Source organism: Pseudomonas sp. Ma2-10 (genome assembly GCF_054330215.1).
In genome coordinates this window covers 41,474-55,469 of sequence record NZ_JBTEYL010000022.1, presented here as the reverse complement: position 1 = coordinate 55,469, position 13,996 = coordinate 41,474, and the positions used below count along the sequence as shown (strand labels likewise).

Sequence of the window (13,996 nt, the reverse complement as noted above, 5' to 3'; positions counted from 1 at the left end):
CGGGGCGCATTGTGCCACAGATTTTCATAAAGCGTTGATTTAATTGAAAAATTATTCAAAAAAACTGAAAACCTATAAATCGACGCGTCCTGCAGGAACAACTTACAAACTTCGGACAGAAAAAAACCCGCGTTAAGCGGGCTTTTCCGTGGTGACCTGGCGTTCAGCGTTCCAGATAACCGAATATGGCGCAGCGGACGGGACTCGAACCCGCGACCCCCGGCGTGACAGGCCGGTATTCTAACCGACTGAACTACCGCTGCGCGTAACACTGGAAGCGAATGGTGGGTGATGACGGGATCGAACCGCCGACATTCTGCTTGTAAGGCAGACGCTCTCCCAGCTGAGCTAATCACCCTTCACTTTCGGTGTGGCGCGCATTCTACGGAGCGACCACATCCCTGGCAAGCACTTTTTTAATTAATTTTTCAGGCCTTCCAAAGGCTTAGAGAAGGGTTGGCCTATGGCGCTGCGAAGAGAATAATGCCCCCTTTGTATAAAGGAGAGACTCGCCCCATGTGGTTCAAAAACCTGCTTATCTATCGCCTGACCCAAGATCTGCCTTTTGATGCCGAGGCGCTGGAAACTGCACTGGCCACCAAACTGGCGCGTCCATGTGCAAGCCAGGAGTTGGCCACCTACGGTTTCGTCGCTCCATTCGGCAAGGGCGAAGATGCTCCGCTGGCGCACATCAGTGGCGACTTCCTGCTGATCGCCGCGCGTAAAGAAGAACGAATTCTGCCGGGCAGCGTCGTGCGCGACGCGGTGAAGGAAAAGGTCGAAGAGATCGAAGCCGAACAAATGCGCAAGGTCTACAAGAAGGAACGCGATCAGATCAAGGATGAAATCATCCAGGCCTTCCTGCCGCGCGCCTTTATTCGTCGTTCGTCGACTTTCGCTGCCATCGCGCCGAAACAGGGCCTGATTCTGGTCAACTCGGCCAGCCCGAAACGTGCCGAAGACCTGTTGTCCACCCTGCGTGAAGTCATCGGCACCCTGCCGGTACGTCCGCTGACCGTGAAGATGTCCCCTACCGCGACCATGACTGAATGGGTCACCACCCAGAAAGCCGCAGACGATTTCTTCGTGCTGGACGAGTGCGAGCTGCGTGATACCCACGAAGACGGCGGCATCGTGCGTTGCAAGCGCCAGGACCTGACCAGCGAAGAAATCCAGTTGCACCTGAGCACCGGCAAAGTGGTCACTCAGCTGTCGTTGGCCTGGCAAGACAAGCTGTCTTTCGTTCTTGACGACAAGATGGTGGTCAAGCGCCTGAAGTTCGAAGACCTGCTACAAGACCAGGCAGAACAGGACGGAGGCGAAGAAGCCCTCGGCCAACTGGACGCCAGCTTCACCCTGATGATGCTGACCTTCGGCGACTTCCTGCCGGCGCTGGTTGAAGCGTTGGGCGGCGAAGAGTCTCCGCAAGGAATCTAAATACCGGCTCAACAGGCTACCGACTGAGCCGCGAACTTGATCCCCAGGTTAATGATGGGCACTCTATTGCAAAAGCGCGAGGACGACCTCGCGGCTCAATCGAGTCATTAATCTGGGGACGACCCCGTCCATCGATGGAGGTCTCTCATGCCCTGGATCATTCTGTTTGTCGCCGGTCTGTTCGAAGTTGGCTGGGCCGTCGGCCTGAAATACACCGAAGGCTTCAGCCGGCCTCTCCCCACCGCATTGACCGTTGCCGCCATGGCCATCAGCCTTGGCTTGCTGGGCCTTGCCATGAAGGAATTACCGCTGGGCACGGCCTATGCGATATGGACCGGTGTCGGTGCGGTCGGGACGGTAATTGCCGGGATCATTCTGTTCGGTGAATCCATGGCGTTGTTCAGGCTTGCCAGTGTGGCGTTGATCATTTTCGGGCTGGTTGGGCTGAAGATCAGCGCCTGACGGTTGACGGCTATTACGATAAAGCCCGCCCCCCCCTATTGATATAGACAGGGGGAGCGGGCTTTTTCAATGGCGAGTATTAAACAATCAGCTCTCGGCCAGCTCCATGCGTCCACGCGCGACAGGAGCCTTTTCTGCATGCTCAAACTGCATGCAACGCTCCAGGAACAGGAACATGTAGTCGTAGCTCTTGCAGACGGCCTGACGCAATTCCATTTGCAGGGATGTACTTGGGTTCATACCCGCCAGCGTACAGATGATTTCCAGGGCTTCCCATGGATGGGCATCGTCGTAGTGGGCATGCATTTTTAACCACTTCATGGCCCGCTTGCGATCTTCCTCCGGGAATGAGGCCGCGTAGACACCACTCGAACAGACCAGCGCCGTCCACTCCCCGGTCGCACCTTCAATGGCGTAGTTGGTGGCCGCGACGGCAACAATCAGCGAATCCGCTGAACTGGTGTGCCAGCACCAGTGGCTCAGGGCATGAAGTTCAGGGGCAACCTTTTGCGCTTGCAAATCTTCCAGGCTGACACCGTGAGCAAGACTCCAGTGCACCCAGTAATCGGCATGGTTCAATTCGACGCGAATGTTACGCATCAACCAGCGACGCGCCATGTCTTCACCTGGATGGCGGGCAAAGCGAGTCTTGGTCAGGTTCTGTGCCATATATAACGCGAACTGTTCGACTACCGGCCAGCCACCAATCAGGTACTGGCGCATGGTCTTTGCACTGAGCTTGTTATCACGCAGACGCTGATACAGTTCGTGTTCGACAACCCGGCGCTTACTCTCGCTGCAATCCTGAATCAGGCGTTGAGCCCAGGCGGGATAACTTGCAGCTTCCATGAGTGGTCCGGTTCGGTTGAATGTGTCGATCACTGTCGGGCTCCTTTTGATTGTGATTATAAGGATCAGCAAGAGATTTCAACGGAATGTGCCAGGTGCCTTGAATAACAAAGGCTGAGGCCTGGCTGGACGACTTTGTAAGCTGTCGCAGGTAAACAAATGCGGGCGTTCAATAACATACCCTTGAGCGTAATCCACCCCAATCTCCAGCAATGCCTGCTCGATCTGGGGTGTTTCAACAAACTCGGCAATCGTACGCTTACCCATAACATGACCGATGTGATTGATCACTTCGACCATGGCGCGGTTAATCGGGTCGTCCAGCATATCCTTTACGAAACTCCCGTCGATCTTCAAGAAGTCTACAGGTAAATGTTTCAAGTATGCGAATGAGGACATCCCTGCGCAGAAGTCATCCAGTGAAAAGTGGCAACCTAAGCCTTTGAGCTCATTAATAAATCTGATTGCACTTCCGAGATTGGAAATAGCACTGGTTTCAGTGATTTCAAAACAAATCATTTCAGGCGGTATGGCGTAAATAACAAACTGTTCACGCAGGAAGTGCAGAAACGGTTCATCTCCGATAGTTGTGCCTGACAGATTAATCGCACACATGGCCAACGGCCCTTTATGCTGTTCGGCGATGCATTGGGCAATGATCTTGAAAACGTTCTGCACAACCCAGCGGTCAAGGGACGTCATCAGACCATAACGCTCAGCAGCCGGAATAAAACTGTCGGGCAAAATCATGCGTCCGGCTTCATCGTGCAAGCGCAACAGAATTTCAATATGCCCGCCGCCCTTCTCGATATGACCAAGGGGCGCGATTTCCTGGGCGTACAGACAGAAGCGGTCTTCTTCCAGCGCCATGTGCAAGCGCTGCACCCAAGCCATCTCGCCGAAGCGCAGGGACAGTTCCGAATCATCAGCGTGATAGACCTGAACCCGATTGCGGCCCTTTTCCTTGGCCATGTAGCAGGCCATGTCGGCGGCGCGCAGCGAGGCTTCGAGCGTGGTCGGATTCGGAACAACATGAACCAGCCCGATGCTCACAGTGGTCACGAATGGTCGACCTTTCCAGACGAAGTGCAGGTTCTGCACGGTCTGACGCAGGCTCTCGGCGATTTTTTCTGCGGTTTCCAGGGCGCAGTTCTCCAGCAGAATGCCAAACTCGTCGCCACCCAGGCGGGCCAGGGTATCGCCTTCGCGCAAACCGGATTGCAACAGAGCGCAGATATGCCGCAGCAACTCGTCACCCGCCGCATGGCCGCAGGTATCGTTGACCAGTTTGAACTGATCCAGATCGAGGAACATCAAGGCATGGCGCCCCGAATGCCGCGCCTGGATGTGCAGCGCCTGTTCCAGGCGATATTCGAACTCGCGGCGGTTGGCGAGCCCGGTCAAGGCGTCATGGGTCGCCTGCCAGGACAGATTGGCAATGTACTGTCGCTCCTGGGTCATGTCGTGCAGCACCAGCACCGCGCCGCTGACCTTCCCGGCGTTGCGGATCGGCGCACCGACCAGGGTGACCGACACCGTGCTGCCATCCAGGCGCTGGATCAGTTTTGAGTGTTCGCTGCCACCGCTCAGCTGTCCGCTCAAAATGTGCTCGATCAACGTGAATCCATCGGCCTGAGCGTTCTCGTCCAGTAGATTGAACAGCGCCGCCAGCGGCAAACCTGTGGCCTGCTCGGCCTTCCAGTGAGTCAACGCCTCGGCGGCCGGGTTCATGTAGGCGATTGCGCCTTCGACATTCGTGGTAATCACGCCATCGCCAATCGATTGCAAAGTGATCTGCGCTCGGTCCTTCTCCAACTGCAGGGCCTCGGCGAACGCATTGCGGTGCTTGAGCAGTTTGTGGGTGCGCATCAAGGCCAGCGCAATCAAGCCCAGGGCGGTGGCGAAGTTAGTCACCAGCAGCAGCAGCAGGATCACCCGTGAGCCTTCGCCCAAGGCATCGCTGAAGGCTTTCGCCGCCGGAGTCACACCTTCGTTGATGGCGAATATCTGGTCTTTCCAGCGCTTGATGTCAGCCTCGGCGGCCTGATTGACAGAAATGTACTGATGCATTTCCTTCGCAACGTCATCGAGTTGCACCAGGTACGCGTCGCCCACCGTCCAAAGGTCGATAGCTTTTTCGAGGTACCTGAAGTGCCGGAAATTGAGGTAAAGCCAGATCAGACTGGAGACGTCATCCGGGTGGTTACCGCCCTTGAGGATCGCCACCCGTGCCGCTTCGAGATTAGGCGGCCGATGATCCAGCGCCACACGCAACTCGTGCCCCCCCTGCGGTACGGCAATGGCGTTCTGGTATTTTAGGAAAATTGTCTCCTCGCGGTTGTCGGCGTAGAGATTGAGGTAATAGATGGCGTCTTTTTGGCCTTTGGACCACAGGCTTTCACCGGCAACGTAGCCGCGAACCGCCGACTGAACATACAGGCTGACACCGCCCAGCAAGGCTTGAAATAACACGACGGCTATAAATGGCCAGACGATGCCCAACAAACGTGGCGTTCCGAGAGTCCGTGCTTGATTCATGAGGTCCCTTGTTTTAGCACTGCCAGATCATCATCCACCGTGATCGCTAAAGCTAGACTAGGGTGCGTTCCCGGTTCCGGCAAGCAGAGGATCGGCCTCAATGCCGTATGCGTGCGTCCCATATAGATATATACCGCCGATATCGGTTTCGAGATCTATTTACTAGGCACTTCGGGCTCCCCTATCCGTTTCGGGACCCCTTTCAAAGGAGTGCGACATGACAGAGATATCTTTACCATCACCTGATCAGCCCACCCGGTTACCGGCAGACGAAGAATTTCGCGCCAGGCAGGCTCTGGGGCTCGACGACGGCCCGGATATCGAAACCCTGGACCTGCGCCCCACGGCCCGAGATCGAAGACGGTTCAAGACTATTCAGCGCGCGGCCCCCAACCTCGCGCAACACATGACCATCGACACTTACAAGTCAAAACGAATCAACGTTCAAATCATCGACATCGTGAAGGCTTTCCTGAACGGCAAGCGTTCGTTAGTCGGTCATCTCGGCGCCTCTGTACTGACTTCCGCATCCATGGATCAGCTGCGCGCCACGCCATCTGTATTCCTCCAGCAAATGCTGAACACGGTTGAAGCTCAAGACCTGGCCGACAGGTTACTCAGGGCACTCAAGTGGTATGGCGCAGGCCATGGCGAACAGACTTCGCAGTCCATACGCCATCAACTGGTTTGCAAAGCTATATGCCTTTACTTGCACGCCCCGTCAGCCGATGAGCCGCAGCAAATCGCCGGATTCCGTTGGCAAGACCCGACTCACTGGGGCAAAAGCTACCAGACCCTGCGCAGCGATTTTGAACAGCACTTGCTGCGCACAACACGGGGCGCTGATGCAAAAGAAGTGACCTTTCTCGCTCGGGTGTTCGAGACTCGCCTATCAAAGGACTTCGCTGTACGCGATATCCCGCCCGACCTTCCTTACAAGAGCTCGGTGGTGTGGGTGAACTTCATGCACGGTGTGCTGCTGGCAGATGAACTCGGTCTTGATCGATTGCAGCCGCTGTCCTTTCAACAACTCGTCGACCTGCCCCTGACCCAGAGCGCCGACGCCTCGTCCGAACGACTTGAGCAAATTGCTCGACTGAGGATCGGTCCAGCACTGGAATGGGCGGTCTGCTGCGGCATCGTTCAATCGCGAGCAAAATCCGATTACGACGAGGACGATATGAAACGGGCGATGGCGGCGCTGGAAAGCCACAGCGAGAGTCTGAACAACGCCGTTATGACACTGGATCTGCCGCCCCCTGAAAGACTGAAGATGGCCAAACGGGTAAAGGATGATTTATTTGGCGATGCAACGTTCGAATCGGACGGGAGCAAGTTGCTGCGCGATGAGCCACCGAGCAACTTGGGGTTCAGAGATATGCCCTCATTAAAGCTGCCGGGCGATGCATTCCTCGATGTCTATGCCGATGGCCAATTCGATGACGAAAGCAAATGGTTTGTGACCCAGTCCGATGGGAAAACACGAACCCGTCACTGGATCAAGATCGACGATAAGCGAACCCTGCATCATGAGGAGTTTCGCAAAAATCACAGGGGGATCGAAAGGCGTGTGTTTAGCAGATACGGGGGCAAGACGCTGCCTGATATCAACACCCAGTTTGAAACAGACTTCACAAACTACCTCTCGAAAATCAGGACGGCCTATCAGACTCTGATCGCCAGTCTACTGACCTCACTGCCACTGAGCGACCGCCAGGCCCTTGAGTGGGGCGACATCCGCTTGCTGAGCCTGCACCTGGAAAAAACACACATCGCATTAAGGGGAGACATCCGCCCAAGAAAAGGTTTCGTTCTACAGGTGACCCACCATCATGAGATCACCTATTACGAACTGATCCCGAGTGCTGGCGTCATTCGTTGCCGACCCCACTTGAGGTTTTCAACCGTCAAAGGGGTTCGCACCACGTTTCCCTTGCACGCCTCAATCCCCGGACAAACACATACTGCTGAAATCAGCGCTTCTCTGCTTCTCGATTGGTCAGCGCACTTAGATGGCAAGCAGCCTGCTGACAGGGCGTACTGCATAGCGATCCTCGGTGTGGTAGGTGACGTGCCCGCAGCTAGCCATAGCGAAGGAACGGCGCGGGTATCCTCCCGTTTGAATGCAGTGGCCCACTACATTGCAACGCATTTTCTGTACGTAGATGAACGGCAGTTGCATACCCAGGCTCGCGGCATGACGGCATTCGACATCATCAGGGCTAGAAACGAACAACGGCGCGATACGTTCGCAGAGCTGGCCCAAGGGCTTGTGCCCTTCTGGGGCAGTATTGAAGACCTTTTGTCGGGCAAAACTGAGCGGATACTCACAGGCGTGATCGGACTCGTTTTGGACCTGGCGTCATTCATCAGTCCTGTCGGGAAATTCATGTCGGGTTCGGTGCGTTTGATCAGGGCCGGGGCCACGGCCTCGCGCATGACCGTCAAAGCAAGTCTGCCGTCCTTTTCAACGCTGACCCAAAATCTATTGACCGCTTCGCTGAGAAACCTGAACCCGCTGGACGGGGCTCCGACACTGCTCAAGACAATGGGACGCGGTGCGCGGAAAGGGCTGTACACGGCGGGCCACATTGGTGCTAGCGGGTTCAAAAAACTGGCAGGACACGCCGACAGCTACCGACTGATCCACAACCTGCCCCAGACAACCGACCCGGGACGCTGGAAACCGCTGACAAACAGCGATCGACTGGCAACGGTCAACGGTGTCGATGATGTACTTGTGCGCAATACCAGCCCATCGGACCTGACCCGATTCCACCCCGTCGACCCGGTGACGTCCTTGCCCTATGGCCCTCGCCTGAGTAATAACCGCAGAAACTTCATGCAGGGCCGGTCAGTCTTCAAGATGTCTCCCCCTACCGAATCCCACGTCCTGGCAGAACTCCCGGAACACGTCCGCCTCCGTAAAATACTCGAGGTCGATGGTCGGACGACGGTGTTTGTCGACGATGTGCCTTATCGACTGGATGGCGACACGCTACGCCGCGCTGACATGATTGATAGCAGTGAAATACTGAAGGCAATACCTTGCCGCCCACGACGCGCTCCAACAGCAGACGTTTGCAAAACAAGCTACGCGACTCGAAACCCGGCCCCCACGCCAGCACTCAACTCGTTCGACGAAACCAAGGGATGGGCTCCCTGGTTTGGAGACACTATCTATACGCCGGCCAACCCGGAATGGCCTCTGTCACTGAAAGCCCTGAGAAACCTTGACCAACTCACGGCGTCGATAGCGTTTCAAAAAGGCATTTACGGGCGAATCAGAGCAAGTATCCCTCTCTCGCGCACGAATCAATTTGATACCCTTGAGGCCGGCGCCATCATCGTCCCGGCAATTGACGGTTCGAAGCACTATGTGTTCACCCGACTGGATGCCGGAGATTTTTACGTCGCCGAGCGCCTTCCGGTGCAAAGCTTCTCCGCCCCCCTGACATTGCGCAAGACGCAAACCTTGCCCGCCAACCTGGTAGAGGAACTGAAGACGGTTTATACCGGATCGCTCAATGCCAATAACACAGTAAGGATTCACGGTATAGAAGCGGTGGAGCGGGCGATGAGAACCATGGATGAAATTGCCATTCCCATTGGCGGCCACGCGAATCCACCCAATACGCTCAAGCTGCTCGAGGTGGATACCAGCCCGGGTGAAGCGGTATTTTTCGACCATTCCACACGAATGATTGTCAGCAAACTTCCAACCGGGGCGACGTCCTGGTCTCGCAGCCGATCTGCTTCGGACAGCTTTCGCCAAAGCACCGCGGAAATTTTCGATACGCTGTTCGTCGGAAAAACCATTAGCCCCCAGTTGAACAGCGACTTGAAAATCAATAGGACGATGAGCACGTTTCAGAAGTTGCTTCCCCCTTCTCTTCAAACACAGAGCGCCAGAAACATCGCCTACGCCGCTGTCGTAACGTCGGCCGGGAAACGCGAGGTTTATGTCAGCGTTTCAGGTGCGCAAGGACTTACCGGAGAACTTCCTCTATTCAAAACTCCGTTCGCTCCTGATGAAGTAATCATTAACGGAACCACCTACTTCAATATCGACGTCGGCCAGACCTTTACCAGAACGTCGTTGAACGTCACAAACGACGGAAAGGTACTGGCCATTCCACACACGATAAAGGACATTGACACCTATCAGCCGTCAATGACCAGCCGACCGACCTCTTTGGACAGCGAGGCCAAGCTGATCAGCGTGCTCCGGGAAAAATACCCGGATCGTGAAATGATCACGTCCGTCAACGTGGCCACGACCATGCCGCCATGTAACAGCTGCTCTGTCGTCATGAAAGAGTTCGGCCATGACGGCACGGCCGGTACGCTGGACGTTCTGTGGAATTGACTTACAACTGCTGCAAATGCCCATAGAGCTTGGCGTACAACCCTCCATCAGCAATCAACTGCTGATGGTCGCCATCCTCGGCTATTTGTCCGCCATCAAACACCAGCACCCGATCAGCCTGCTTCACCGCGGACAACCGGTGCGCAATGATCAGTGTGGTGCGGTTGCTCAAGAACCGCGCCAACGCTTGGTGCAGGTTGTATTCGGTGGCGGCATCCAGCGCTGAGGTTGCTTCGTCGAGGATCACCACTTTGGGCTCGGCCAACACCATCCGCGCAATCGCCAGGCGTTGGCGCTGGCCGCCGGACAAACGCACGCCGGAACGTCCGACGATGCTGTCCAAGCCGTTGGGCAACTCACGAACCGTGTGGTGCATCTGAGCAATTTCCAAAGCCTGCCAGCAGGCTTCGTCGCTGCGTTCGCGGCCCATGGTCAGGTTGGCACGGATGGTATCGTTGAACAGCGCCGGATGTTGCAGGACCACGGCGACGTTCTCCCGCACGGTTTCCAGGCCGATCTCTTGCTGGGTCGAGCCGCCGAAACGGATGGTCCCGGCGAGCGGCGTGTACAAACCCAGCAGCAACTGCACCAGGGTACTTTTGCCACCACCGCTGGCGCCGACAATCGCGACCTTTTCGCCCGGGGCGATCGACAAGTTCATCTGGTTCAACACCCACTCGTCACCGTAACCGAAACTCAATCCCTGAACTTCGATGCCCACGGTTTCGCGACCGTTGAACGGGTCGACACCGCCCGGGTATTCAGGCTCATCGGCCCGGGCCAGCAACTCGTTGATCCGCGACAGCGCGCCGCCGGCCGCGTAATAGGCGTACTGCAAATTCAGCAGCTGTTCCACCGGACCGATCATGAACCACAGGTAGCTGAACACCGCGAGCATCTGGCCGATGGAAAGGTCGGAAAACAGCACGGTGAGCATCGCCGCCGCACGGAAAATATCGATACCAAACTGGAACAGCAAGCCGCTGGCACGGTTCGAGGCATCGGTTTTCCACTGAGAGTTCACCGCGTAATCGCGCACTTCCCGGGCGCGCTGACCCAAGCGCCCAAGGAAAAAGCCCTGACGGTTACCGGCACGCACTTCCTGAATGGAATCGAGGGTTTCGGTCAGCGCCTGGGTAAAGCGCGAAGTGCTGTCGTTTTCGAGTTTCTTCAGGTGCTTGACCCGCTTGCCCAACTGCACCGTGGCATAGATCACCAACGGGTTGAACAGCAGGATCAGCAACGCCAGCTTCCAGTGCATCCACATCAGGATGGAGGCGGTGCCGACCAGGGTCAGCATGGCCACAAGGAAACGACTGAGGGTTTCGCCAACGAATTTGTCCAGGGTGTCCAGGTCGGTCACCAGGTGCGTGGTTACCGTGCCGCTGCCCAGGCTTTCGTACTCACCCAGCGATATGCGCTTGAGCCGTTCAATCAGCCGCACGCGAATGCGGTACACGATGTCCTTGGCCAGCGCCGCAAACAACCGCGCCTGCACCACGTTGAACAGCAAAGCGGCGCACCGCAGTCCCAACGTCACCAGCAGCATCAGGCCGATGTAACCCGCGGCTTTCTGCCAGTTTTCGGGCAGCGCGTGGTTCATGATCTTCAGCGCGGCGTCACCGTGGCCCAGTAGCACCTCGTCCACCAGCAACGGCAAGAGCAAGGGAATTGGCACGCTACACAGGGTTGCCAACACCGCCACGCCGTTGGCGATCCACAGGGATTTTTTGTGATGCAGCGCCAGGCGACGGATTTGCGCCCAGCTCAGACGGTCGACACGCGAAACAGGTGGTGCGTCGTCGGGCAGATCATGCACAGGTAGCGCGCTCCAGCCAGCGGCCGAGCAACGGAGACAATACGCTGAGCGGCTGATAACCATTGGTCAACAGCGCCAATTGACCATCACGCTCAGCCAGCAAGGTAGGAAAACCGGCAATGCCCAGGTCCTGGACCCAGGTGAAATCGGCCGCCGTCGCGGTGTGCTGATCAGCACGGTCGAACGCGGCGGCGAACTCGATACGCGGCAGACCGGCCTGCTCCGCCAGCGCCACCAGAACACTGGCATGAGTGACATCGTGACCTTCGGCATAAAACGCGTGCTGAATAAGCCCGAGCAGTTTCCACGCGCAATCCGGCGCCAGACTGCGCGCGGTCACCAACGCCCGACAGGCCGGCTCGGTGTCGTAGACGAACCCGTCAGGCAACGCGCCCTCCAGCTTGAACGGTTGCCCCGTGGCTTCGGTGACCGCCTGCCAATGCTCAAGGATGTAGCGCCGGGTGGTCGGCTCCAGCGCGGAGCCGCTGCCGGTACGCAAACCGCCCACCACCAGGTGCACGTCCACACCCGCTGCTTGCGCCTGCTCGACCAGCGCGTTGGCCACCGGCGCAAAGCCCCAGCACCAGGAACACATTGGGTCCATCACATAGAGCAGGCGTTGCGCAGACATGGTTCAAGCCTCGGAAGGAGTTTGCTTGTAGTTGTAGCCAATCGGATGAGGAAGGTTGCGAGCCTTGGCCAGTTCGATCTGCTTTTGCCGGTCGATGGCACTGCGACGGGTCTTCTCGCTCAGCTTATCCCAGCAATGCGGGCAACTGATGCCGGCCACGTAGTGCTCGGATGTGCGGTCGGTGGCGCTGATCGGTGTACGACAGGCATGACATTGATCGTAGTCGCCTTCGCTGAGGTCGTGACGAACGGTCACGCGGTTATCAAACACGAAACAGTCGCCCTGCCACTTGGTTTCTTCCTGCGGCACCTCTTCGAGGTACTTCAGAATGCCGCCCTTGAGGTGATAGACCTCGTCGAAGCCCTGGCTGAGCATATAGCTCGACGCCTTTTCACAACGAATGCCGCCGGTGCAGAACATCGCGACTTTCTTGTGCACGGCCGGGTCGAAATTGGCTTTGATGTAGTCGGGGAACTCGCGAAAACTGGTGGTCTTCGGGTCCATGGCGCCTTCGAAGGTGCCAATCGAGACTTCATAGTCGTTGCGGGTGTCGATCAACAGCACTTGCGGATCGCTGATCAGCGCGTTCCAGTTCTCTGGATCGACGTAGGTGCCGACCTTCTTGTTCGGGTCCACGCCTTCGACGCCGAGGGTGACGATTTCTTTCTTGAGTTTGACCTTGGTGCGATAGAACGGCTGATCGTCGCAGTACGACTCTTTGTGGTCGATGTCGTCCATGCGCGGATCGTTCTTGAGCCAGGCCATCAGCCCGTCAATGCCTTCGCGGCTGCCTGACACGGTGCCGTTGATGCCTTCTTCGGCGATCAGAAGCGTGCCTTTGATGCCGTTGTCGACCATCGCTTGCAACAGCGGCTCGCGCAGGGCGACGTAATCTTCCAGGGTGACGAACTTATAAAGTGCCGCCACGACAATCTGTTGTGTCATGGGTGATTCTCCAGGTGGCTACCCTCGTAAGGGGTGAACCGGATGCGAAAAAAAACGCGCCGGGGGAGCGGCGCGTTGCGGATTCTAGCAAAAAACCGATGCTTAATGCTTGCTGCCGCCAGCACAGGTCGGCGAGGCTGGAGCCGCGTCGATCTGTGCCCATTCCGCTGGCGTGTAGGTATGCAGCGCCAACGCATGGAACTCACCCATCAGCTCCCCGAGCGTGCCGTAGACTTTCTGGTGACGCTTGACGCGGTTGAGCCCTTCGAACTGCTGGCTGACCACCACGGCCTTGAAGTGAGTCTGCAACCCACGGCTGTGCATGTGGCTTTCATCCAGCACTTGCAGATGCTGCGGCTGCAACAGGCCCAGCGTCGATTCGATGCGTTGTTGCATGGTCATACCGAACTCCGCTTAAGGCTTTTTCTTGGCTGGAGCGGCGGCGCCTTTAGGCTCCAGCTCGGCGGTCATGTCTGCCAGCAATTTGTTGACCACAGGCACGGCGCTTTCCAGTTTGGCTTGAGTCATCTGGGCCGATTGCTGAGTCAGCTGCGGCATTTTTTCCAGGACTTTCTTGCCCAGTGGCGACTGGTAGAACGCGACCAGGTCTTTCAGCTCGGATTCGCTGAAGTTGGTGGTGTAGAGCTTGACCATGTCCGGCTTGAGCTTTTTCCAGCCAATGGCTTGGTCCAGCGCGGCGTTGGCTTTGGCCTGGTAGGTTTCCAGCAAGGCTTTTTTCGACGCCAGGGCTTTGGTCTGTTCAAAGCGCTGAGCGAACATTTGCTGCACCTGCATGTACACCGGAGTGCCCAATTTGTCCGCGTGTGCCAGGGTCAGGAAAGCTTCGGCACTGGCGTTGTGGCTAGCGGTATCGGCAAAAACAGGGCCGCTGGCGCAAACCAGTGCAACCGCGGTACAGATGGCACGAAGACGAGTCATCGAGTTT

Annotated in this window: 10 protein-coding genes and 2 tRNA genes; 3 read left to right on the top strand and 9 right to left on the bottom strand. The window is 56.9% G+C overall.

Annotated elements, in window-relative coordinates:
* Positions 1–186 precede the first annotated feature (186 nt).
* Positions 187–263, bottom strand: a tRNA-Asp gene (locus ACXPVS_RS21635).
* A 19-nt stretch (positions 264–282) separates the two neighbouring features.
* Positions 283–358: transfer RNA gene (locus ACXPVS_RS21630), tRNA-Val, on the bottom strand.
* Between the two features lie 158 nt (positions 359–516).
* Here ACXPVS_RS21630 and rdgC point away from each other — a divergent pair.
* The gene (gene rdgC / locus ACXPVS_RS21625; RefSeq protein WP_458511745.1) at positions 517–1,437 is read left to right on the top strand and encodes a recombination-associated protein RdgC; all 921 of its coding nucleotides are present in this window, start codon (positions 517–519) and stop codon (positions 1,435–1,437) included.
* Between the two features lie 147 nt (positions 1,438–1,584).
* Complete coding sequence (sugE, locus tag ACXPVS_RS21620; RefSeq protein ID WP_458511744.1) at positions 1,585–1,899, top strand: quaternary ammonium compound efflux SMR transporter SugE; 315 nt, start codon at positions 1,585–1,587, stop codon at positions 1,897–1,899.
* 87 nt (positions 1,900–1,986) lie between these two features.
* Here sugE and ACXPVS_RS21615 read toward each other — a convergent pair whose 3' ends face one another.
* A complete protein-coding gene (locus tag ACXPVS_RS21615; protein ID WP_458511743.1) occupies positions 1,987–2,748 on the bottom strand; it encodes a TenA family transcriptional regulator in 762 nt (253 codons plus the stop codon).
* Positions 2,749–2,826: 78 nt separating this feature from the next.
* The gene (locus tag ACXPVS_RS21610) at positions 2,827–5,286 is read right to left on the bottom strand and encodes an EAL domain-containing protein (protein WP_458511742.1); all 2,460 of its coding nucleotides are present in this window, start codon (positions 5,284–5,286) and stop codon (positions 2,827–2,829) included.
* A gap of 217 nt (positions 5,287–5,503) precedes the next feature.
* Between ACXPVS_RS21610 and ACXPVS_RS21605 the strand changes: the two genes are divergently transcribed.
* Positions 5,504–9,655, top strand: a complete 4,152-nt coding sequence (locus ACXPVS_RS21605; protein WP_458511741.1) for a hypothetical protein — start codon at positions 5,504–5,506, stop codon at positions 9,653–9,655.
* Position 9,656: 1 nt separating this feature from the next.
* Here ACXPVS_RS21605 and ACXPVS_RS21600 read toward each other — a convergent pair whose 3' ends face one another.
* The 5 genes from ACXPVS_RS21600 to ACXPVS_RS21580 all read right to left on the bottom strand — a co-directional run bounded on the left by ACXPVS_RS21600 (position 9,657) and on the right by ACXPVS_RS21580 (position 13,989).
* Positions 9,657–11,474, bottom strand: a complete 1,818-nt coding sequence (locus tag ACXPVS_RS21600; RefSeq protein WP_458511740.1) for an ABC transporter ATP-binding protein — start codon at positions 11,472–11,474, stop codon at positions 9,657–9,659.
* Positions 11,467–12,105: a DsbA family protein gene (locus tag ACXPVS_RS21595; RefSeq protein WP_458511739.1), complete on the bottom strand. Its 639-nt coding sequence runs from the start codon at positions 12,103–12,105 to the stop codon at positions 11,467–11,469. The genes ACXPVS_RS21600 and ACXPVS_RS21595 overlap by 8 nt, the downstream gene beginning before the upstream one ends.
* Positions 12,106–12,108: 3 nt before the next feature.
* Positions 12,109–13,050, bottom strand: coding sequence for an oxygen-dependent tRNA uridine(34) hydroxylase TrhO (gene trhO, locus ACXPVS_RS21590; protein WP_458511738.1), 942 nt, complete (start codon positions 13,048–13,050; stop codon positions 12,109–12,111).
* A 102-nt stretch (positions 13,051–13,152) separates the two neighbouring features.
* Complete coding sequence (locus ACXPVS_RS21585; protein ID WP_458511737.1) at positions 13,153–13,452, bottom strand: BolA family protein; 300 nt, start codon at positions 13,450–13,452, stop codon at positions 13,153–13,155.
* Between the two features lie 12 nt (positions 13,453–13,464).
* Positions 13,465–13,989, bottom strand: a complete 525-nt coding sequence (locus ACXPVS_RS21580; RefSeq protein ID WP_458511736.1) for a DUF2059 domain-containing protein — start codon at positions 13,987–13,989, stop codon at positions 13,465–13,467.
* Positions 13,990–13,996: the final 7 nt, after the last annotated feature.

Coding starts and splice junctions, on each gene's coding strand:
- ACXPVS_RS21585 (WP_458511737.1), bottom strand. CDS start 13,452: ATGACCATGCAACAACGCATCGAATCGACGCTGGGCCTGTTGCAGCCG.
- rdgC (WP_458511745.1), top strand. CDS start 517: ATGTGGTTCAAAAACCTGCTTATCTATCGCCTGACCCAAGATCTGCCT.
- sugE (WP_458511744.1), top strand. CDS start 1,585: ATGCCCTGGATCATTCTGTTTGTCGCCGGTCTGTTCGAAGTTGGCTGG.
- ACXPVS_RS21615 (WP_458511743.1), bottom strand. CDS start 2,748: ATGGAAGCTGCAAGTTATCCCGCCTGGGCTCAACGCCTGATTCAGGAT.
- trhO (WP_458511738.1), bottom strand. CDS start 13,050: ATGACACAACAGATTGTCGTGGCGGCACTTTATAAGTTCGTCACCCTG.
- ACXPVS_RS21610 (WP_458511742.1), bottom strand. CDS start 5,286: ATGAATCAAGCACGGACTCTCGGAACGCCACGTTTGTTGGGCATCGTC.
- ACXPVS_RS21595 (WP_458511739.1), bottom strand. CDS start 12,105: ATGTCTGCGCAACGCCTGCTCTATGTGATGGACCCAATGTGTTCCTGG.
- ACXPVS_RS21605 (WP_458511741.1), top strand. CDS start 5,504: ATGACAGAGATATCTTTACCATCACCTGATCAGCCCACCCGGTTACCG.
- ACXPVS_RS21580 (WP_458511736.1), bottom strand. CDS start 13,989: ATGACTCGTCTTCGTGCCATCTGTACCGCGGTTGCACTGGTTTGCGCC.